Origin of the sequence: Streptomyces varsoviensis (genome assembly GCF_000718635.1) — a bacterium.
Taxonomy (GTDB): domain Bacteria; phylum Actinomycetota; class Actinomycetes; order Streptomycetales; family Streptomycetaceae; genus Streptomyces; species Streptomyces varsoviensis.
In genome coordinates this window covers 166,848-186,782 of record NZ_JOBF01000014.1, presented here as the reverse complement: position 1 = coordinate 186,782, position 19,935 = coordinate 166,848, and the positions used below count along the sequence as shown (strand labels likewise).

Below are 19,935 nucleotides of genomic sequence, written 5' to 3'. Positions count from 1 at the left end.
CCGCCACCGCCAGCCCGCGTGCGCCGGCCGGGACACGAGTGCGTCCGCGTGCCCGTTTATGTCCGGGGCGGGCCGTGGGCCGCTGTTCACCGGGCGGGCCGTGCGCCCCGTCGCCGCGAGCGGGCCGTACGCCCCGTCATCTCATTGCGGCGGGCGCGGCGGGCCGGGTCCCCCCCCGTCACCCGCCGCGCCCGCCGCGGGCCACCCAGCCGCGTTCGTACGCGTGCCAGCCCAACTGGAGCCGGGTGGTCACGCCCGCCAGGACCATCAGCCCCTTCACCCGCCGCTGCACCGTTCGCAGCCCGAGATCGAGCTGCTTGGCGACGCTCGCGTCCGTGAGACCCGCCAGCAGCAGCGAGAGGATCTCCAGGTCCGTGCCGTCCGGCCCGTCCGGCGGGTCCTCGCGGACCGCGCCGCCCGCGCCCAGCCGCAGCGGCAGCGCGTCGCGCCACACCGCCTCGAAGAGCCCCATCAGCGATTCGAGCAGTCCGCTGGCGTGCACGACGAGGGCCGCGGGCTCGGCGGACCGCGAGGTCAGCGGCACCATCGCGAGCGTACGGTCGACGATCACGAGCTTCGTGGGGACGCGGTCCACGACCCGCACCTGCTCGTCGCGGCCCAGGGCGGCGGAGAGTTCGGCCAGCCCGTTCGGGCCGGAGAGGACCGCGCGCTCCAGCACCGCCCGGTAGCGGACGCCGCGCTGCGCGGCCTGCTCCTCCGCGTCGTTCTCGATGCCCGTCACCGCCTGCGGGACCCCGGTGACCAGGGCGCACACCTCGTCGGCCGCGCCCAGTTGCAGTTGCAGGAAGCGGTGGGCCACGGCGCTCGCGCCCGTCACCACCTCAACCAGGTCGTGCACGGCGGGCTCCGCGGCCTCGGCCCGGTACTCCTCGGCCAGCAGCGCCGCCGCCAGCTCCGCCTGGTCCAGTTCGTGGCGCTGCTGGGTCAGCAGCGCGCCCAGGGCGACGGCGGGCGGCGCCGCGACCCAGCGGCCGGGGCGTGCGGAGGACTGGGCGGCCAGCCCCTGGCGCTCCAGGCGGCGCAACGTCCGTACCGCCTCCTCCTCCGGCAGCGTCAGCCGGTGCGCGAGATCGGTCAGCTCGGCCGCGCCGAGCGCCACGAGCGTCCGGTAGGCCGTCTCCTGCGCCTCGTCCAGACCGAGCGCGGTCAGCATGCCTGTGCCCTCCCCATAGGACCGTTCCCACCGGCTCCACCACCGGTTCCCTCGCCCCGTGGCGGAAATGAGCCACGGCACAATTCCGCCGCGGCCATCATCCCCGCATCCCCCGCCGCTCTGCCAATGTGACGGCACCACAGCACCGGAAGGCACCGGGCGGCGACTCCCGCACCAGCGGGAGCCGTTGCCGCGGGCCGCCGCGCCGCTGGTGACCCGCCGTCCGTGCCATGCCGCCGGCGGCCCGCCGCCACCGGCCGGCCGCTCCGCACGCCACTTGGGGAGAACGAGGAGACAGATGCGTCCGATATCGCGTACGGCCCTGGCGGCGGCGAGCGCCGCCGTCCTGGCCGGCACCGCGTTCGCACCGTCGGCGGCCGGGGCGCCGCACGACGGCGCCGCGGGCAAGAGACCCATCGTCGGCAGAGCGGCGGCGAAACAGGGCGGCACCGCCGCAACCGTCACCCTGGTGACCGGCGACCGCGTCCAGGTCGTCACGGACGGGCAGGGGCACAGCACCGCCACGCCCCTGCCGGACGCGAAGGGCCGTCAGCCGCTCGTACGGACCCGGCAGTTGGGCAAGGACCTCTACGTCTACCCGGCGTCCGCGTCGGCGGCGCTCGCCGCGAACCGGGTCGACGAGGAACTGTTCAACGTCACCGGCCTGATCCGGCAGGGCTACGACGACGCCCGCACCGGCGAACTGCCGCTCATCGCCACCTACGGACCGTCCGTGGACGTGGCCCGCTCCGCGCCCGCCGCCCCGCGCGGGGCACGGCGCGGACTGCCGCTCCCGGCCGTCGACGGCGTCGCGCTCAAGGCCGACAAGAAGCAGGCGAGCGAGGTGTGGCGGGACGTGGCCGACCGCCGTACGCTCGCGGGCTCCGGGCTGAAGAAGCTGTGGCTGGACCGCAAGGTCGCCACCACCCTCGACCGGTCGACGAAGCAGATCCACGCCGACCAGGCGTGGGCGGCCGGGTACGACGGCAAGGGCGCGAAGGTCGCCGTCCTGGACACCGGCGTCGACGCCGGCCACCCGGACCTCAAGGGCCGTATCGCCGACTCCCGGAACTTCACCGGCTCGCCCTCCACCGACGACCTGCAAGGACACGGCACGCACACCGCCTCCACCGTCGGCGGCACGGGCGCGGCCGGCGGCGGCGAGAAGAAGGGCGTGGCGCCCGGCGCGGACCTGCTCATCGGCAAGGTCCTCGACGACTCGGGCACCGGCGAGAGCTCGTGGATCATCGCGGGCATGCAGTGGGCCGTCGACCAGAAGGCCGACGTCGTCTCCATGAGCCTCGGCTCCCCGGAGCCCAGCGACTGCACCGACCCGATGAGCGAGGCCGCCAAGCGGCTCGCGCACGGCGACAAGACGCTCTTCGTGGTCGCCGCGGGCAACACCGGCCCGGCCAAGCCGTCCGTCACCTCGCCCGGCTGCGTACCGGACGTGCTGACCGTGGGCGCCGTCGACCGCGACGACACCACCGCGCAGTTCTCCAGCCGCGGCCCGGTGCTCACCACGCACACCCTCAAGCCGGAGATCGCCGCCCCCGGCGTCGGCATCTCCGCCGCCGCGGCCGGCGGGCGCGGCGTGTACGCGTACCAGACGATGTCCGGCACCTCCATGGCCACCCCGCACGTCGCCGGGGCCGCCGCCATCGTCCGGCAGGCCCACCCCGGCTGGACGGCGCAGCAGGTCAAGGCCGCGCTGGTCGGCTCCGCGCAGACCGGCGGCAAGGTCGGCGGCGCCGACGAGACCGGCGGCGGGCGGCTCGACGCGGGCGCGGCCCACCGGCAGAAGGTGCTCGCCGCGCCCGCCGTGCAGGGCGGCGACTTCAGTTGGCCGCAGGACCCCTCGGACCGTACGAGCGTCGACGTCCCCTACACCAACACCACGGGCTCCGCCATCCGGTTGGAGCTGTCCGTGAGCGGCGTGCGCGGCAACGACGGCTCCGCCGTCCGCTCCGACGTGGCCCGGATCGGGCAGCGGCAGATCACCGTTCCGGCCGGCGGCACGGTACGCGTACCGCTGCGGCTCGACCCCGGCGCGCGGCTGAACCACGCCCAGTACGGCGACGTGTCGGGCCGAATCCTCGCCAAGGGCAAGGGAGTCCGGGTCTCCGTCCCCTTCACCCTCTACATCCAGCCGCAGACCGTCACCCTCCGGGTCAAGCTCATCGACCGGGACGGCGCGCCCGCCCGCGGCGCGTCCTCGCTCGACGTCGTCAGCACCGACGCCAGCACGGGAGAGCAGCGCGTCAACGACGGCGCCAAAGAACAGATCTTCCACGTGCGGCCCGGCGACTACCTGCTCAGCAGCTTCGTGACGAGCGGCGTCGACGACGCGAACTACGGCGCGGAGTCCGTGAGTTACCTGGCCCACCCGCAACTCTCCCTGACCAAGGACACCACCGTCGTCCTCGACGCGCGCAAGGCCCACCGGCTGACCGTGCGCACCGACCGGAAGGCCGAGGTGCGGCGCACCGTCCTGTCGTACGGGCGCTGGTGGGACGACACGTGGGCGATGTCCGGCTCGCTCAGCGCCCCCGGCGACGTCAAGGGCGTGTACGCCTCCGTGACCGGCCGGGCCCAGGACGGCGGCTACGAGTTCAGCAGCAACTGGCGCGCGTACGGCTTCGACGCCAAGGGCCCGTACGTCTACAACCTCTCCTACCCGGAGCGCGGACCCATCGGCTCCGACCGCGCCTACCACACTCGCGACAAGAAGCTCGCCGCCGTCACCGCCCGCTGGAACGCGGTCGGCCAGGCCGCCGACTACGCCGACATCGTCACGCTGCGGCCCGCGTGGAACCCCGCCGCGGCCATCGGCATCGGCAGCTTCGACACGGTCCACGCGCCCGGCACCCGCACCGAGTTCTACACGCCCGGCGACGGCACCTGGCAGCACATGGCCCAGACCACCTTCCCCTTCGCCGCCGTCCTCCAGGACCAGGACCGCACCTACCGGCCCGGCGAGCGGCGCTCCGAGGAGTGGTACCGCGGCGTGCTGCGGCCCGACGCCCCGCGCGACGCGCAGGGCAAGCCGGTGCTCGCCGCCGAGCGGCAGGGCGGCCGGATGGGCGTCCAGCCCGCCTTCTGGAACGACGGCTCCGGCGACCACTGGTCGTACGGCGGGTCCTTCGGCGACATCGGCAACATGACGCTCCGTCGGAACGGACAGACCATCGGCGAGAGCCCCTACCCCTACGGCGTCTTCGACGTACCGGACGGCGACGCCGCGTACGAACTCCAGTTGAAGACCACCAAGTTGCCCAGCTCCGACCGCAACTGGCTGCGCTCCACCGACACCACCACCACGTGGAGCTTCCGCTCCCGCCTGGAGCCCGACGTCTACTCCCGCGGCCTCCCGCTCCTCTTCCCCGCCTACGACCTGCCGGCCGACGGCCTCAACACCCTCCCGGCCGCCCGCGGCCAGCACATTCGCCTCTCGGCCGACGGCCACGCCGGATACCGGCCCGGCAAGATCACCAAGGCGTCGTTGTCGTACTCCTACGACAACGGCACGACCTGGACCACCGCCAAGACCTCCCACACCGGCGGCACTTGGAGCGCCGCCGTCGACCACACCGGCGCCGCCGGGAAACCGGTCACCCTGAAGGTCTCCCTCACCGACGCCAAGGGCAACTCCGTCACCCAGACGATCACCCGCGCCTACGACGTCCGCTGAACCCCTCCCGCGAGCCCCGGCACCCACCGCCGGGGCCCGCCCCATCGCCTCACCACGGACTCGCCGAGGCACTGTTCCGGTGAGCCCCGCCCCGTGGACAATAAGGGCATGAACCAGCAGGGGGAGCAGCCCGCCGGCACCGCCGACGACTGGTGGCACCAGCTATACGACGAGAACCACCCCGACACCAACTCCTCCAGAACCGCCCGCCCTACGGCCCCGCCGGCCGCGCCGCCATCCGGTCTGCCACCTGGCGAACCGACCGCGCTGCCGCCTGCCCCCGTGACCGCGCCGCCATCCGGTCTGCCACCTGGCGAACCGACCGCGCTGCCGCCCGCCCCCGCGACCGCGCCGCCTCCCGCCCCTCCGGAGGAGGGAACAACGTTCGCCTGGCAGCGGACGGGGCAGCCGCCCCCCGCCGGGCCCTCCGCCTCCAGCCCCGAGGACAGCTACGGCCCCGCCGGCCCGAAGCGCCCACCCGACCCGCCCGAGGCGCCGGAGGCACCAGAGGACCCGCCCGGCGGCGCAGCCCCGCCGGACGGCACCTCGAACCTCCTCAGCCCGCCGGGCATGGTGGGGGACGGAGCGGCGGCACCGCCCGAACCCCCGGGGGCCTCGGACTTTGCGGGACCACCCTCGCTCCCCGGCCCGCCGGGCTTGGTGGGGGACGGAGTGGCGGCACCGCCCGAACCGTCGGGTCCCCCGGAGGGCTTCGGCCCCCCGGAAACGCCGCAAACACCGGGCCCTGCGGGAGCACCCCCGCTTTCCGGCCCGCCAGAAACCCCGCGCCCCCCGGACCTCGCGGGGCCCCCACTCGGCCCGCCGGGGACACCCTCGCGATCCCCGAACTTCGCGGGGCTCCCCCCGCTCCTCGGCTCGCCGGACTTGGCGGGGGACGGAGTGGCGGCACCGCCCGAACCGCCGGGGGCGCCGGAGGGCTTCGACCCCCCGGAAACACTGCGAGCCCCAGACCTCGCGGGGCCGCTCCCGCCCGCCCCGCCAGGGACCCCGGACCTTGCGGGGTCACCCCCGCCCCCCGACCCGCCGGGCTTTGTGGCGGACGGAGTGGCAGCGCCCTCGCCCGCCCCGTCGAGCCCCCCGGAGGGCTTCGACCCCCCGGAGACGCCGCGAACTCCGGGCCTCGCGGGGCCGCTCCCGCCGGACCCGCCGGAGTCCCCGGACCTTGCGGGGCCATCCTCGCTCCCCGGCCCGCCGGGCTTCGTAGGGCACGAAGCAGCGGCGGCACCGCCCGAACCGCCGGGTCCCCCGGAGGGCTTCGGCCCCGCGGAAACACGGCAAACACCGGACCTCGCGGGGGCACCCCCACTCCCCGCCCCGCCGGGCTTCGTCGCGGACGGAGCGGCCGCGGCCCCGCCCGCCCCGCTGGGGCCCCCGGAGGGCTTCGGCCTCCCGGAGTCGCCGCGAACTCCGGACTTTGCGGGGGCACCCCTGCACCCTGGCCCCCCGGAAGCGCCGCGAACCTCGGACCTCGCCGGGCCGCCCCCACCCCCCGCCCCGCCGACTCTTCCCGAGCCCTCGGACGTACCGGGGCTGCCCCAGCCCCAGTCCCAGCCTCCCACCGGCGTGGAACGGCCCTCGGACGCCGAGAGCGCGCACGGGCCCGCGCCCGAATCCGTAGCGGAGCGCGGAGCCCCGGCGCGGGGGCAGGCTCCGGTGGACGGTGACGGGGCCGGAGGCCGGGTGGTGGGCTGGGAGGCGGAGCCGGGGGGCCTGCCCGAGGCGGATCCCGTCGATCTCGCCGAGTTGGTTCCGGATACGGTGCTGGAGGGGGCGCGGTGCGGGGCCGCGACGGTTCGGGCGGTGTCGTCGCGGGGGGACGCGGCGCGCCGTCGGGGGGAGCCGCGGCGCGACGCGCTGCTCCTGGCGCGGTTCGGGAGCGGGGACGGGGCGCTGGTGCTGGTGGCCGTGGCGAGCGGGGCGCGGGCGGTGCCGGACGGGCACCGGGCCGCGCGTGACGCGTGCGAGTGGATCGGCGGAGCCATCGGGCGCAGCCAGGAACGCCTTGCGGAGGACATCCGCGCTGGTCACCGCGGTGCGCTGGAGTCGGGGCTGCACCGGCTCACCGACCGTTCGTACGGGCGGCTGCGGGCTCGCGCCCACGAGCTGGGCCGCCATCCGGACCAGTACTCCGCCGCCCTGCGCTGTCTGCTGCTCCCCGCCGACCCGGCGTGCGGCACGCGCGTCTTCTTCGGCGTCGGCGACGGCGGCCTCTTCCGGCTCCGCGACGGGGTCTGGCGGGACCTGGAGCACCCGGGCCCCGGCACGGGTTCCGGCACGGGCCCCGGCGGTGACCGCGTCACCGTCGACCTCGGCATCGTGGCCCCCGGCCCGGGCGCCGCCCCCGCCCCCGCCGAACCCTTCCGCTTCCGCGTCTGCTCCGCCCGGCCCGGCGACGCCCTCCTGCTGTGCGGTACGGGCCTGGCCGAGCCGCTGCGCGGCGAACCCGCCTTCGGCGAGCGGCTGGCCGGGCGCTGGGCCCGTACCGCCGCGGGCGCGGGGCGCGCCCCGGAGCCCCCCGGCCTCGCCGTCTTCCTGTCCGACGTGCGGCTTCCGGCGCGGGGGCACGCGGCCGACCGCACCGCGTGCGTCGTCTGGGAGGCATAGCGGCGCGATCCATGGGTTGATGGAAGGCGGCTCCCGCACAACCGGAGCGGGAGCTACCGGAAGCACCCGAAGGGACGAGCGCGCAATGGCGAAGCAGACCGTGGCGGAGCAGACCGTGGACATCCTGGTGAGGGCCGGGGTGCAGCGGCTCTACGGCGTCGTCGGCGACAGCCTCAACCCCATCGTGGACGCCATCCGCCGTAACGCCGCCATCGACTGGATCCAGGTCCGCCACGAGGAGGTCGCCGCCTTCGCGGCCGGCGCCGAGGCCCAGCTCACGGGCAGGCTGACGGCCTGCGCCGGCTCCTGCGGCCCCGGCAACCTGCACCTCATCAACGGCCTGTACGACGCGCACCGCTCCATGGCCCCCGTCCTCGCCATCGCCTCCCACATCCCGAGCAGCGAGATCGGCACCGGCTTCTTCCAGGAGACCCACCCTGACCAGCTCTTCCAAGAGTGCAGTCACTACAGCGAACTGATCTCCAGCCCGCAGCAGATGCCGCGGGTCCTGCAGACCGGCATCCAGCGCGCGATCGGCCAGGGCGGCGTCAGCGTCATCTCGCTGCCCGGCGACATCGCGGGGGAGCAGGCCCCGGAGCGTTCCATCGAGCACGCCATCGTCACGGCGCGCCCCTCCGTACGGCCCGGCGACGCCGAGATCGAGGCGCTCGCCCGGATGGTGGACGACGCCGACCGCGTCACCCTGTTCTGCGGCAGCGGCACGGCCGGCGCGCACGACGAGGTGATGGAGTTCGCGGAGCGGGTGAAGTCCCCGGTGGGGCACGCGCTGCGCGGCAAGGAGTGGATCCAGTACGACAACCCGTACGACGTCGGCATGAGCGGCCTGCTCGGCTACGGCGCCGCGTACGAGGCCACGCACGAGTGCGACCTGCTGATCCTGCTGGGCACCGACTTCCCGTACAACGCCTTCCTCCCCGACGACGTGAAGATCGTCCAGGTCGATGTGCGCCCCGAACACCTCGGCCGCCGCTCCAAGCTCGACCTCGCCGTATGGGGCGACGTCCGCGAGACGCTGCGCTGTCTGACGCCGAAGGTGCGGGCCAAGCCCAGCCGCAAGTTCCTCGACAAGATGCTCAAGAAGCACGCCGACGCGCTCGAAGGCGTCGTCAAGGCGTACACCCGCAAGGTCGACAAGCATGTGCCGATCCACCCGGAGTACGTGGCGTCGGTCCTCGACGAGGAGGCCGCCGAGGACGCGGTCTTCACCGTCGACACGGGGATGAACAACGTCTGGGCCGCCCGCTATCTCACCCCCAACGGCCGCCGCAGGGTGATCGGTTCGTTCACCCACGGCTCGATGGCCAACGCCCTGCCGCAGGCGATCGGCGCGCAGTTCATCGACCGCGGCCGGCAGGTCGTGTCGATGTCCGGCGACGGCGGGTTCTCCATGCTGATGGGCGACTTCCTCACGCTCGTCCAGTACGACCTGCCGGTCAAGGTGGTCCTCTTCAACAACTCCTCCCTGGGCATGGTCGAGTTGGAGATGCTGGTCGGCGGGCTCCCGTCGTACGGCACGACCAACCACAGCACCGATTTCGCGGCGATCGCCAAGGCGGCGGGCGCGTACGGGGTGCGGGTCGAGAAGCCCAAGCAGGTGCGGGGCGCGCTGCGCGACGCGTTCGCCCACAAGGGCCCGGCGCTGGTGGACATCGTCACCGACCCGAATGCCCTCTCCATCCCGCCGAAGATCAGCGCGGAGATGGTCAGCGGCTTCGCCCTCTCGGCGGGCAAGATCGTGCTGAACGGCGGCGTGGGCCGGATGCTCCAGATGGCCCGCTCCAACCTCCGCAATGTGCCCCGGCCCTGACGCTACGTCACCTCGGGCCGGGGCACAGTATGTCACCTCAGGCCCGGGCGCAGCCGCAGCGTCAGGATCTGGAACGGCCGCAGGGACACCGCCACCCCGCCACCCGTCAACTCGGCGGTCTCCAGCGGCCGTTCCAGCAGATCCGTCACCTCGGCGCGAGTGAAGGGGAACCCGGTGCGGAGCACCCCGTCGGCCCGCCCGCCGCGCGACTCGTAGAGCCGCACCACCACATCCCCGCTACGGTCCTCCGCCGCCTTCACCGCCTCGACGGTGATCGCCGGATCGCTCACCGCGACCAGCGGCGGCCGCGCGGGGGCGGCCGCCGCCCGCAGCGGAAGGTTGAGCGCGAGTCCTTCCTCGACCGCGTCGCCCACCGTCGCCCCCGGCAGCAGCGCGTACGCGAAGCGGTGCGTGCCCTGGTCGGTCTCGGGGTCCGGGCTGTGCGGGGCTCGCAGCAGGGTGAGCCGTACGGTCGTGCCGAGCCCGAGCCCGTGCGCGTGCGGGGCGCGTGTCACGTCGTGCCCGTACGTCGAGTCGTTGAGCAGCGCGACCCCGTACCCCGCCTCGGCGACCCGCAGCCAGCGGTGCGCGCAGATCTCGAACCGCGCCGCGTCCCAGCTCGTGTTGGTGTGCGTCGGCCGGTGCACATGGCCGAACTGGATCTCGGCCGCGCTCCGTTCGGCGTGCACGTCGAGCGGGAAGGCGGCCTTGAGGACCTTCTCCGACTCGTGCCAGTCGGCCTCCGTGACGATGTCGAGCCGCCCGGCCCCCGCGTCCAGCCGCACGGCCTGCTCGACGCGTGATGCCCCGAAGGTCCGTACGACCGTGACCTCGGCGCGCAGCGGCCCCGCCGCCGTCAGCTCGACGGAGACCGCGTCGGTGAGGTCGGTGTGCCGGTGCCGGTAGTGCCGGTCGATGTCCCAGGCGTCGTACTGATTGGGGTGGTCGGGGTGCAGTTGCAGCAGATTCCCGCGCGCGCCGGGCGCCAGCACCTCGCGGCCGGCCGTCACGTCCCGTACGGACGTGAGGAGTCCGTCGCGGTCGACGGTCACGCGCAGCAGCCCGTTGTCGAGCACGTACGATCCGCCCTCGACGACGGCGGTAACGGCCTCCGCCGCGGCCTCTTCCCCGAGCGGCGCGGAGCCGAGCGCGGGAGCGGAGGCCATCAACGCCACGTGCCCGTCGGGCAGTTGCTGTGTATGGGCGTCGGGCGGCAGGGCGCGGGCCGTGTCCGCTTCGAGGGAGACGACCTCGCGCCGCCCGTACGGCGAGGCGTTGAGCACGGCGAGCCCGGCGGCATCATCTTGTGCGTCGCCCAGCGCCCGTACCGCCTCCGCCGTGATCTCCGTCAGCTCCTCGGCCACCCGCGCGTACGTGTCGCGTGCCTCGCGGTGCACCCAGGCGATGGACGAGCCGGGCAGGATGTCGTGGAACTGGTGCAGCAGCACCGTCTTCCAGATCCGGTCGAGCGCGTCGTGCGGATAGGCGTATGACGGTACGTCAAGGGAGGCCGCGGTAGCCCACAACTCCGCCTCCCGCAGCAGGTGTTCGCTGCGCCGGTTGCCCTGCTTCGTCTTCGCCTGAGTGGTGTACGTGCCCCGGTGGAACTCCAGGTACAGCTCGCCCGACCAGACGGGCGCCCGGCCCCCGTACTCCTCCTCGGCCGCCGCGAAGAAGGCCGCCGGCCGCTCGATCTCGACGCGCGGCGACCCCTCCAGCGACCGCAGCCGGCGCGCCCGCTCCAGCATCTCGCGGGTGGGCCCGCCGCCCCCGTCGCCCCAGCCGAACGGCACGAGCGAGCGGGTCGCGCGGCCCTTCTCGGCGAAATTGCGCTCGGCGTGCGCGAGTTCCGCGCCGCTGAACTGAGAGTTGTATGTGTCCACCGAAGGGAAATGCGTGAAGACCCGGGTGCCGTCGATGCCCTCCCACCAGAAGGTGTGGTGCGGCATTCGGTTCGACTGGTTCCAGGAGAGTTTCTGGGTGAGGAACCAGCGAATCCCGGCCAACCTGGCGAGCTGCGGGAATGCGGCCGTATAGCCGAAGGAGTCGGGCAGCCACACCTCTTCCGTTTCCACCCCCAGCTCCTCCAGGAAGAAGCGCTTCCCGTGCACCAGTTGGCGGGCCAGCGCCTCCCCGCCCGGCATATTCGCGTCGGACTCGACCCACATGGAGCCGACCGGCGCCCAATTCCCCTCCTGCACCGCCCGCTTGATGCGCTTCCAGATGTGCGGCTGATTCGCCTTCACCCAGGCGTACTGCTGCGCCTGCGAGCACGCGAAGACCAGCTCGGGGTATTCGTCGGCCAGCTCCGTGACATTGGCGAACGTGCGGGCCGCCTTGCGCACGGTCTCGCGCAGCGGCCACAGCCACGCCGAGTCGATGTGCGCGTGCCCCGTCGCCGAGACGCGGTGCGCGCTCGGGTGCGCGGGCCGCGCCAGGACGTCCGCCAGCGCGGCCCGGCCCGCCGCCGCGGTCCCCGCGACGTCGTGCAGGTCCAGCGCGTCCAGCAGGTCCTCCAGGGCGCGCAGGATCTCGTGGTGCCGCGACCGGTCGGCGGGCAGTTCCCTCATCAGCTCCACGAGCACGTCGATGTCGAGGAGGAGATGCCATACGTTCTCGTCGAGCACCGCCAGATCCGCCGAGGCGAAGCGGTACAGCGGGGCGTCGCCCGAGGTCAGCACGTCGCCCAGGCGGGTCGGCGCGAAGCCGTGGCGCAGTACCGCCGGGTTGGCGGCGGCCTCCAGGAGGAGGTGGACCGGCTCGCCCCCGGCGGCGCGGGCGGCGACGGCCACATGCCGGTTGCGGGGGTGGATGCCCTTGATGGGCACGCCGTCGGCGTCGTGGACCAGCCCCTCCGCCTGGAAGCCCGGCCCGTCGCCGGAGAAGCCGGGGTCGATGACCGCCTCGACGCGCCGCCCCGCCCACCCGCGCGGCACCTCGCCGGCGAGCCGGAACCAGCTCGTCGACCACGGCCGCCCCCAGGCCATACCGGTCTCGAACGGCTCGTACGTCCCCTTGAGCGCCTCCTGTACGGACACGGGCTCACCGGGCGCGTGCCAGACGGTGAGCGCCAGCGGGGTCCGCTCCGCGTACTGGGCGGGCCGGATGAACTGGCCGAGCGCCCGTTCCAGGCGCCCTTCCACCAGTGGTCGGTCGTCGTGCATCACGGCTCCTAGGCGTCGGTCACCGTATTCATGGTCATTGCATCAATTCCCGTGCCCGGTATGACGCACCCGTCCTCGCCCCATATCGCCATGTTGACGACTCAACAGGAGTCGGGCACGGTGACGCGGGGCATGCATTCCCGTGAACGTGTTCGATGCCGGGCTGTCGAGGGAGCGGTCGGGGCGGGGAGGAATGAAGAGGCGTATTTCAGGTTGGGCGGGCACGGGGAGCCGGCATTGCGATGCCGGCCCCCACCATGCCCCCGAACCCGTGGAGGGGGACATCCAGCCGTATCTCAAGAGGCGGTTGCGGCGCGCCGATCTGTCGGCGGTCGCGGACGTACGCCGGTCGCTGCGGGAAATGCTGCGGGAGTGGGGGGTGCCGGGGCAGGCCGATATCGCGGAACTGCTGACGAGTGAACTCGTCGCGAACGCACTGGTGCACACGGACGACGGCGCGGTGGTCACGGCCGAGATCGCCGAGGGCCCGGACGGATTTCTGAAGGGACGGCTCCGGGTGGAGGTGCGGGACTTCATGGCGCGGCGCCCCACGCTGCGCGCCGCGGCCCACGCGGACGACACCTCGGGGCGGGGGCTCCAACTCGTACACACCCTCTCGGACGCCTGGGGGGTGCGGGCGCACGGCGTGGGAAAAGCCGTGTGGTTCGAACTGAACGGCGGACCGGCCTGATGGGATGGTGCCCGGTCCGCCGCGGTCCGCCGCGGCTCAGCCGAACTGCCGCTCGATCTCCTTGAGTTTCTCCTCCAGGGAGTCGAGCCGCGGGATCGTCTGCGTGTCGTCCTCGGCCGTGAGGTCGATCGGTCTATTCGGTTCATTCGCCTCCTGCGGCCCCTTCGGCTCAGCGGCGGTGCCGTCCCGCTCGGGGACGGTCACCGCCTGAAGCGTCGGGCGGGAGCGTACGGGCAACTGCTCGGACTCCGATATCGCGGGCTCCGAACCGAGCTGCTGCTGCTGCGGTACGGCGGACGGCGCCGAGGGCACCTGACGGCCGCGCCCGCGGCTCCACACCCGGTGCTGCCGGTTGTACGCCTTGATGCGGGCCCGCTCCAACTTGGCGGCCTCCCGCTGCCGGAGCCGTTCGGCCGCCTTCTGCCGCCGGTCGTCGCGCACCTCCTCGACGGCCTCGTCGAGCGAGCGCACGCCTTCCAGCAGCATCAGCGACCAGGCGCGGAACGTCTCACGCGGCGCCCGCAGCCAGCGCACCGTGCGGATCTGCGGCAACGGGCGGGGCACCAGGCCCTGTTCGCGCAGTGCGGCCCGGCGCGTCTGCTTGAGCGCCCGGTCGAAGAGCACGGCGGCCGACAGCGACATGCCCGCGAAGAACTGGGGCGCGCCCGCGTGGTCCAGGCCGCGCGGCGCGTGCACCCAGTTGAACCACGCGGCGGCGCCCGCGAACGTCCACACCAGCAGCCGCGAGCCGAGCGCCGCGTCGCCGTGGCTCGCCTCGCGCACCGCGAGCACCGAGCAGAACATGGCCGCGCCGTCGAGCCCGAACGGCACCAAGTACTCCCAGCCTCCGGAGAGGTTGAGGTTCTGCCGCCCGAAGCCGACCAGGCCGTGGAAGGAGAGGGCGGCCGCGACCGCCGCGCAGCAGAAGAGGAGTACGTACGAGGCGCTGCCGTACACGGCCTCCTTGCGCCGCCGGCGCTCCTCGCTGCGTTCCCAGGTGTCCCCGGGCCGGGTCCCGTCCTCCGCGGCGGCGGCGCGTCGGCCGCGCAGGAACACCGCCACCGCCACCGCGACCCCGACGAGCGCCACGGCACTCGGAAGCGCCCAGTCCAGCGATATGTCGGTCAGTCTCATTTCGCGTCCCTTGCATAGCAGTACGGCGTTTCCCGCGCCATCCTGGCGGAATCCGACTGTTCGCCAAGGGATTTCGGAGGAAGAAGTCGCGGGTGCGCTCCAAGGGCCTACGAATAGGGGTGTTCGCGTTCGAACTCGCGTCACGCGAAAGCCGTTCGCGTTCTATTCACACCACTCGATCGGATGGAATGCCGGGGCTCATATTGCGGAGAGTCGCTCAATGCGCTCCGCGTCGCGGGTGCGTGGGCAGGTGACGCAGGTGTCCTCCGGGCGCAGCGTGTAGAAGAGGCAGCAGCTCGCCCGGTCCCGGGTGGCCAGCGACTCGCCCCGGCGGCCGGTCAGTTCGCGGAAGGCCGCGCCCCCGACGTACGGGCCGGTGCCGCCCGGCAGCAGCAGCCCCAGCTCCCGCTTGGCCCGGGCCTCCGCGCCGAACAGGTGCCCCAGGTACCAGAGCCCCTCGACGACCTCGTCCGTCGCCATGCCCCACAGCGCCCGCCGCCCCCGCCGCATCCGGGGCCGGAACCCGTCCAGCACGAGTTCCAGGTGCTCGGCGAGCGCCGCGCGGACGGCCGCGCGCAACTCCTCCTCGTCCGCCACGACCCGCGCCCCGGGCAGCGCCGCGGCCGGGTCGTCCGGCAGGCAGGAGAACGAGGCGACCCGCGCGGTCATCCGGCCCGCGGCGCGCTGATAGGAGACGCCCGCCACGGGGATGCGGGGGACCCGGCGGTCCAGAAACCAGGGGACCGTGAAGAGCAGGCACGCGGGCCAGGCGTAGCGGTGCAGCCCGAAGCTCGCGACGACGTCGGGGCGGGCCCGCTGCCCGTAGTCGGCGAGGAGCCGCGCGTCGTCCCAGGCGAGGAAGGCGTCGAGGGCCGGGCCGCCCGCCGCGAGCTCGGCGGCCGGAACCCAGCCGTCGCCCCGCAGCGGGGGCTCCTCGGTGACGGTCAGTCCGGGGAATACCTCGGAGAGCCGGGTATAGGCCGCGCCGACCGGCGAGGAGGGGAGGGCAGCGGCAGTGGACATGCGGGGCACCACCGAATCACGATCATTTACAGGTAAGCCTTACCTTACCGGAACCGTGGGTTGATTGACTGCTCCAGTGTTGAATCGCTCCACTGTTTGAACTGTCACAGGGCGCGCCTATCGTTCATAAAGGACGACAGGAGGAAGCAGATGAAGCAGGGCCGAACGGAGACCGCGCCGTCATGGCTGCGCACCGGCATACCGGCGCAGGCCACCTCGACGATGCCGGCGCAGCCCGCACCGACCGTGCCGGCGCAGCCCGGACCGACCACGCGCGGCGACCGCCCCTACGCGGAGCCCGCGTACGACCGCCCTTACGCGGAGCCCGCGTACGACCGCCCCTACGTCGAGCCCGCGTACGGGTGTCCTGCCGCCGCCCCCGCGCCGCCGGCCGCACCGCCCTCCGCCGCCAGGAAGATGCCGCGGCGGCACTCCGTGCGCGGCCAGATCCTCGACGCGCTGCGCTCGGCCCTCGTCGGCGGCGAACTCGTCCCCGGCGAGGTCTACTCCGCCCGCCGCAGCGCCCGCGACCTCGCCGAACTCGCCGAGATACGAGCCCTGCTCGAAGTCCCCGCCATGCTGCGGCTCGCCCGTACGGGCCAGGGCGTCGACTGGGCCGCCCTCCGCCCCCTCGCCGACGCCACCGCCACCGCAGCCGCGCGCGGCGACCCCCCGCCCCCCACACCCCGTCCGCCCGCCCCGCCGACCTCATGGCCGACGCCGCCGACCACCTGGCCCTCCTCGAAGCCCTCGCCGCCCAGGACTTCGCCACCGTCGAAACCCTCGTCACCGAACACTGCACGGGAACCGCCGGCTGACGGCCCGTAAGTTCGGCGGGGCCGGGGCGGGTTCGGAGGCAGCAGGGCGAGCGCGGGCCCCGTCAGCAGACTCAGCATGAGGGGGAACGCGTGGTTCGGGGGGAACGTTCCGCCGCCGGGCTCGCGGCGGGAGGAGGGGGCGCTCGACGGGGGCGCGGCCGTGAGGCGGCGCGTTCACCGGGCTCGCGACGGCGGCACGGTGCGCTTCACGCGGGTGACGCGGCTCGGAGGTTCGGGTCCGGCTTCCAGTCGTGGGCGAGGAGGCCGAGGATCACCTCGTCGAGGAACTCGCCCATCACCCAGGCCGCGGAGCGCAGTACGCCCTCGCGGACGAAGCCGTTGCGCTCGGCGGAGCGGAGCATCGCGGCGTTGTCCGACAGCGTCTCGATCTGCAGCCGCCGCAGGCCGCGCACGATGAAGCCGTAGTGGCACAGCACCGCGACCACGTCGGTGCCGTAGCCCTGGCCGCGGGCGGACGGCAGCAGCCCCAGCCCGATGTGCGCGGAGCGGTTGTGGTTGTCGATGTTCCGCAGCGTCGCGGAGCCGAGCAGGGTGCCGCCCGCCAGGTCCACCACGGAGAAGTCGACGCGCTCCGGCTCCTCGGCTCCGACCGCCGGCCGCTGGCCCCGCGAGTCCGGGGCGACCGGTGCGACCGGCCGCCATGGTCTGCCGTCGGCCCGCGAGGAGATGACCACGTCGTTGAGGAACTCGGCGCGCAGGACCGGAATGTCGTCGTCGTATCGGGCCCTGAGCCCGACCTTGTCGCCTCTTAACATGCGAGCTTCCTATCCGGCTGGAACGGCCCGCGGCAAACGATTAAGCGGTCGCGCCGGACGGGGGGTGCTCCAGGGACCGCAGGCCCGCTACGAGCAGCCCCAGGCCGAATTCGAAGTGGGCGGTGAAGTCGCCCTCGGCGAGGGTGGGGAGGGCCGCGGAGAGGTGCGGGTACGGCCCTGATGCCACGGCGCCGCTCAGCCGTTCAGGGTCCGCGGGAGCGCCGCCCTCGGCGCCCTCGGAGCCGTCGGCGCCTGCCGGTTCGAGCGCGGCCTGTTCCTCCAGGGTGTGGCCGAGGGTGAAGGCGCTCACCGCCATCAGGGCGCGCGCCGCCGCCTCGTCGCCGAAGCCCGCCTCGCGCAGCACCCCCGTCACGCCCTCGGCGAAGCCGAGCGTGTTCGGGCCCGTGGAGTGCGTCCCGGCGTAGACGCGGGCCCCGTCGCGCCGGGCGAGCAGCGCCGTGCGCATGGCCCGGGCCAGCGCGGCCAGCCGCTCGCCCCAGTCGCCCGCCCCGCCGGAGGCGGCGGCGTCCGCCGCGACCCCGGCCAGCATCCGTTCGGCCATCGCCGTCAGCAGTTCCTGCTTCGTGGCGAAGTAGCGGTACAGCGCCCCGGCCCGCGCCCCCTCGGCCTCGGCCAGCCGCCGCATCGTCAGCGCGTCGAGGCCGGACTCGTCCAGCAGGCGCAGCGCTGTCTCGACCGTGCGCGACGGATCGAGCCGCGCGGGCCGGCCCCTGGTCGCGCCCGCGGGCGGGCTCGTGGACGCGCTCGGGGGCGGGCTCGTGGCGCCTTCGGCGCTTGACGGAGAACTCATGCGACCCAGTATAGTGAACAGCGTTCACGTGAACGCTGTTCACTAAATGAGGGAAGGTGTCTCCGTTGGACACGAACTCGCACACCGCTTTCGTCACGGCCAGGGACGCGCACACCGACGTGCTCATCGTGGGCGCCGGCCCCACCGGCCTGATGCTCGCCTGCGAACTGGCCCTGGCCGGCATTCGGCCCCGCCTCGTCGAGCGCCGCACCGAACCGCAGCGCAACTCCCGCGCCCTGACCCTCCACCCCCGCAGCGTGGAGCTGATGGACCTGCGCGGCCTCGCGCCCCGCTTCCTCACGCGCGGCACCACCCGGCCCGGCTGGCACTTCGCCGGCCTCGAAACGCTGCTCGACTTCTCCGCCCTGGACAGCCGCCACGGCTACACCCTGTTCCTGCCCCAGGCCCGTACCGAAGCCCTGCTCGCGGAGCGGGCGCGGGAGCTCGGCGTAGAGGTGGAGCGCGGCTACGAGGGCCTTGGGCTCACCGAACGCGCCGACGGCGTCGACGTGGAACTGCGCGGACCCGACGGCACCGTCGAGGCCGTACGCGCCCGCTACGTGGTCGGCTGCGACGGCGGCCGCAGCTTCGTACGGGAGGCCGCCGGCATCGGCTTCCCCGGCACCGACGAGACCCTGACCGGCGTCCTCGGCGACTTCGCGGTCTGCGACGCCGGCCCCGCCGTCCTCGCCGACGCCCGGCGGCAAGGCATCATCGCCGCGCCGCTGGAGGGCGGGCTGACCCGCTTCGTCGTCGTGGACCCAGACCGGATGCGGGTGCCGAGCCGGGAGCCGGTGACCATGGAGGAGTTCCGGACGAGCCTGCTCCGGATCTGCGGCACGGACTACGGGATCGCCGAGCCGCGCTGGCTGTCGCGCTTCGGCAACGCCACCCGGCTCGCGGACCGCTACCGCTCACAGGGGCCCGACGCCGCCGCCGGCCGCGTGCTGCTGGCCGGCGACGCCGCCCACATCCACTTCCCCGCGGCCGGCCAGGGCCTGAACACCGGCCTCCAGGACGCCATGAACCTGGGCTGGAAGCTCGCCGCCGAGCTGAACGGCTGGGCGCCGCAGGGGCTCCTCGACAGCTACGACGCCGAGCGCCGCCCCGTCGGCCGTTCCGTCACCGAGAACACCGCGGTGCAGACGCTGCTCATGGAGCTGATACTGGTCCCGCAGTACCGGGGCCCGGGCACGGCGCTGCGCGGGCTCCTCGACGAGCTGCTGGGGATGGCGGACGTCAACCACCGCCTCGCCGGGCAGGTTTCGGCCCTGAGCATCGCCTACCCGCCCGCCGCGCCGGACGCCGACCCGCTCGTGGGGCAGCGCATGCCCGACATCGGGCTGACGGCCGCCGGCGCGGAGGCGGTACGGGCGTACGAACTCTTCCACGAGGGCCGGTTCGTGCTGCTGGGCCTCACCGGAGACACCGGCGCGGCGGAGCGCGCCATCGCCGGCCGGGGCGCCCGCGTCACGGCCGTCACCGCCGCCGAGCACGAGGGGCACCCCGCGCTCGACGGGGTGCGCGAAGTGCTCGTACGCCCCGACGGCCACATCGCCTGGGCCACCCGCACCGCCGACGAGACCGCCCGGCACGCGGAACGCGCCGCCGCGCTCGCCGCGTGGGCCGGACCCGCGGACGTACCGATCGGAGGCTGATCGTCCGCGTGGATCGGCCCCCGCGGACGTACCGGCCGGCGGCTGATCGACGGTGCGCGCGGGCGGGCCGTATGGCAGGGTCCTCGGGATGAGCGACGACTACGAGATTTCGAGCGACCCGGCCCGCCTCGACGCGGCCCTCGTCCACCACTGGCTCTCGACCGACGCGCATTGGGCCCTGGGCCGTTCGCGGGACAAGCAGGACCGCGCGATAGCCGGTTCGCTGAACTTCGGGGCGTACGACCGGGCCTCCGGCGCCCAGGTCGGCTACGCCCGCGTGGTCACCGACCGGGCCACCTTCGCCTGGCTCTGCGACGTCTACATCGACAGCTCGGCGCGCGGCAAGGGCCTCGGTACGACCCTGGTCGCCGCCGTCCGCGACGAGGAGGAGACCTACGGGGTGCGGCGCATGCTGCTCTCCACGCCGGACGCCCACGGGGTCTACGCGAAGGTCGGCTTCAAGGGGCTGACGGCGCCTGATGAGTGGATGGTGTACCTCTATGACAATTGATGGTCAGTCAATTATGTGGCACGTGAGCCTC

The 19,935-nt window shown here is 73.8% G+C and carries 13 protein-coding genes; 7 read left to right on the top strand and 6 right to left on the bottom strand.

The annotated features are described in order from the left end of the window. Nucleotides 1-178: 178 nt before the first annotated feature. Nucleotides 179-1,174 carry a helix-turn-helix domain-containing protein gene (locus tag IF55_RS21375; protein ID WP_030887913.1) on the bottom strand — a complete coding sequence of 332 codons (996 nt, stop codon included), beginning with the start codon at nt 1,172-1,174 and terminating at the stop codon, nt 179-181. A gap of 298 nt (nt 1,175-1,472) precedes the next feature. Between IF55_RS21375 and IF55_RS21370 the strand changes: the two genes are divergently transcribed. The 3 genes from IF55_RS21370 to IF55_RS21360 all read left to right on the top strand — a co-directional run bounded on the left by IF55_RS21370 (nt 1,473) and on the right by IF55_RS21360 (nt 9,318). Then, entirely contained in the window at nt 1,473-4,865 is a 3,393-nt protein-coding gene (locus IF55_RS21370; protein WP_030887915.1) for a S8 family peptidase, read from the top strand. 1,584 nt (nt 4,866-6,449) lie between these two features. Next, complete coding sequence (locus IF55_RS40725) at nt 6,450-7,490, top strand: protein phosphatase 2C domain-containing protein (protein ID WP_245661284.1); 1,041 nt, start codon at nt 6,450-6,452, stop codon at nt 7,488-7,490. 85 nt (nt 7,491-7,575) lie between these two features. Further along, the gene (locus tag IF55_RS21360) at nt 7,576-9,318 is read left to right on the top strand and encodes a pyruvate dehydrogenase (RefSeq protein WP_030887940.1); all 1,743 of its coding nucleotides are present in this window, start codon (nt 7,576-7,578) and stop codon (nt 9,316-9,318) included. Nucleotides 9,319-9,350: 32 nt separating this feature from the next. Here the strand turns inward: IF55_RS21360 and IF55_RS21355 are convergent, their stop codons facing one another. Continuing rightward, entirely contained in the window at nt 9,351-12,482 is a 3,132-nt protein-coding gene (locus IF55_RS21355; RefSeq protein WP_030887942.1) for an alpha-mannosidase, read from the bottom strand. A 271-nt stretch (nt 12,483-12,753) separates the two neighbouring features. Between IF55_RS21355 and IF55_RS21350 the strand changes: the two genes are divergently transcribed. After that, nucleotides 12,754-13,173 (top strand): ATP-binding protein, encoded by a 420-nt coding sequence (locus tag IF55_RS21350; protein WP_030887945.1) that lies wholly within the window; start codon nt 12,754-12,756, stop codon nt 13,171-13,173. 36 nt (nt 13,174-13,209) lie between these two features. On the opposite strand, the gene IF55_RS21345 is transcribed toward IF55_RS21350, so the two are convergent. Further along, nucleotides 13,210-14,307 carry a DUF2637 domain-containing protein gene (locus tag IF55_RS21345; RefSeq protein ID WP_030887947.1) on the bottom strand — a complete coding sequence of 366 codons (1,098 nt, stop codon included), beginning with the start codon at nt 14,305-14,307 and terminating at the stop codon, nt 13,210-13,212. A gap of 198 nt (nt 14,308-14,505) precedes the next feature. Then, nucleotides 14,506-15,330: a (2Fe-2S)-binding protein gene (locus IF55_RS21340; RefSeq protein ID WP_030887949.1), complete on the bottom strand. Its 825-nt coding sequence runs from the start codon at nt 15,328-15,330 to the stop codon at nt 14,506-14,508. 150 nt (nt 15,331-15,480) lie between these two features. On the opposite strand from IF55_RS21340, the gene IF55_RS21335 reads away from it, so the two are divergent. Beyond that, entirely contained in the window at nt 15,481-16,158 is a 678-nt protein-coding gene (locus IF55_RS21335) for a GntR family transcriptional regulator (RefSeq protein WP_048832267.1), read from the top strand. A 196-nt stretch (nt 16,159-16,354) separates the two neighbouring features. On the opposite strand, the gene IF55_RS21330 is transcribed toward IF55_RS21335, so the two are convergent. Next, entirely contained in the window at nt 16,355-16,924 is a 570-nt protein-coding gene (locus IF55_RS21330; RefSeq protein ID WP_030885884.1) for a GNAT family N-acetyltransferase, read from the bottom strand. A 40-nt stretch (nt 16,925-16,964) separates the two neighbouring features. Next, complete coding sequence (locus IF55_RS21325) at nt 16,965-17,735, bottom strand: TetR/AcrR family transcriptional regulator (RefSeq protein WP_048832266.1); 771 nt, start codon at nt 17,733-17,735, stop codon at nt 16,965-16,967. A gap of 65 nt (nt 17,736-17,800) precedes the next feature. Between IF55_RS21325 and IF55_RS21320 the strand changes: the two genes are divergently transcribed. Further along, nucleotides 17,801-19,393, top strand: a complete 1,593-nt coding sequence (locus tag IF55_RS21320) for a monooxygenase (protein ID WP_281181008.1) — start codon at nt 17,801-17,803, stop codon at nt 19,391-19,393. An 88-nt stretch (nt 19,394-19,481) separates the two neighbouring features. Then, nucleotides 19,482-19,904: a GNAT family N-acetyltransferase gene (locus IF55_RS21315; protein ID WP_030885891.1), complete on the top strand. Its 423-nt coding sequence runs from the start codon at nt 19,482-19,484 to the stop codon at nt 19,902-19,904. The last annotated feature ends 31 nt before the right edge of the window (nt 19,905-19,935 follow it).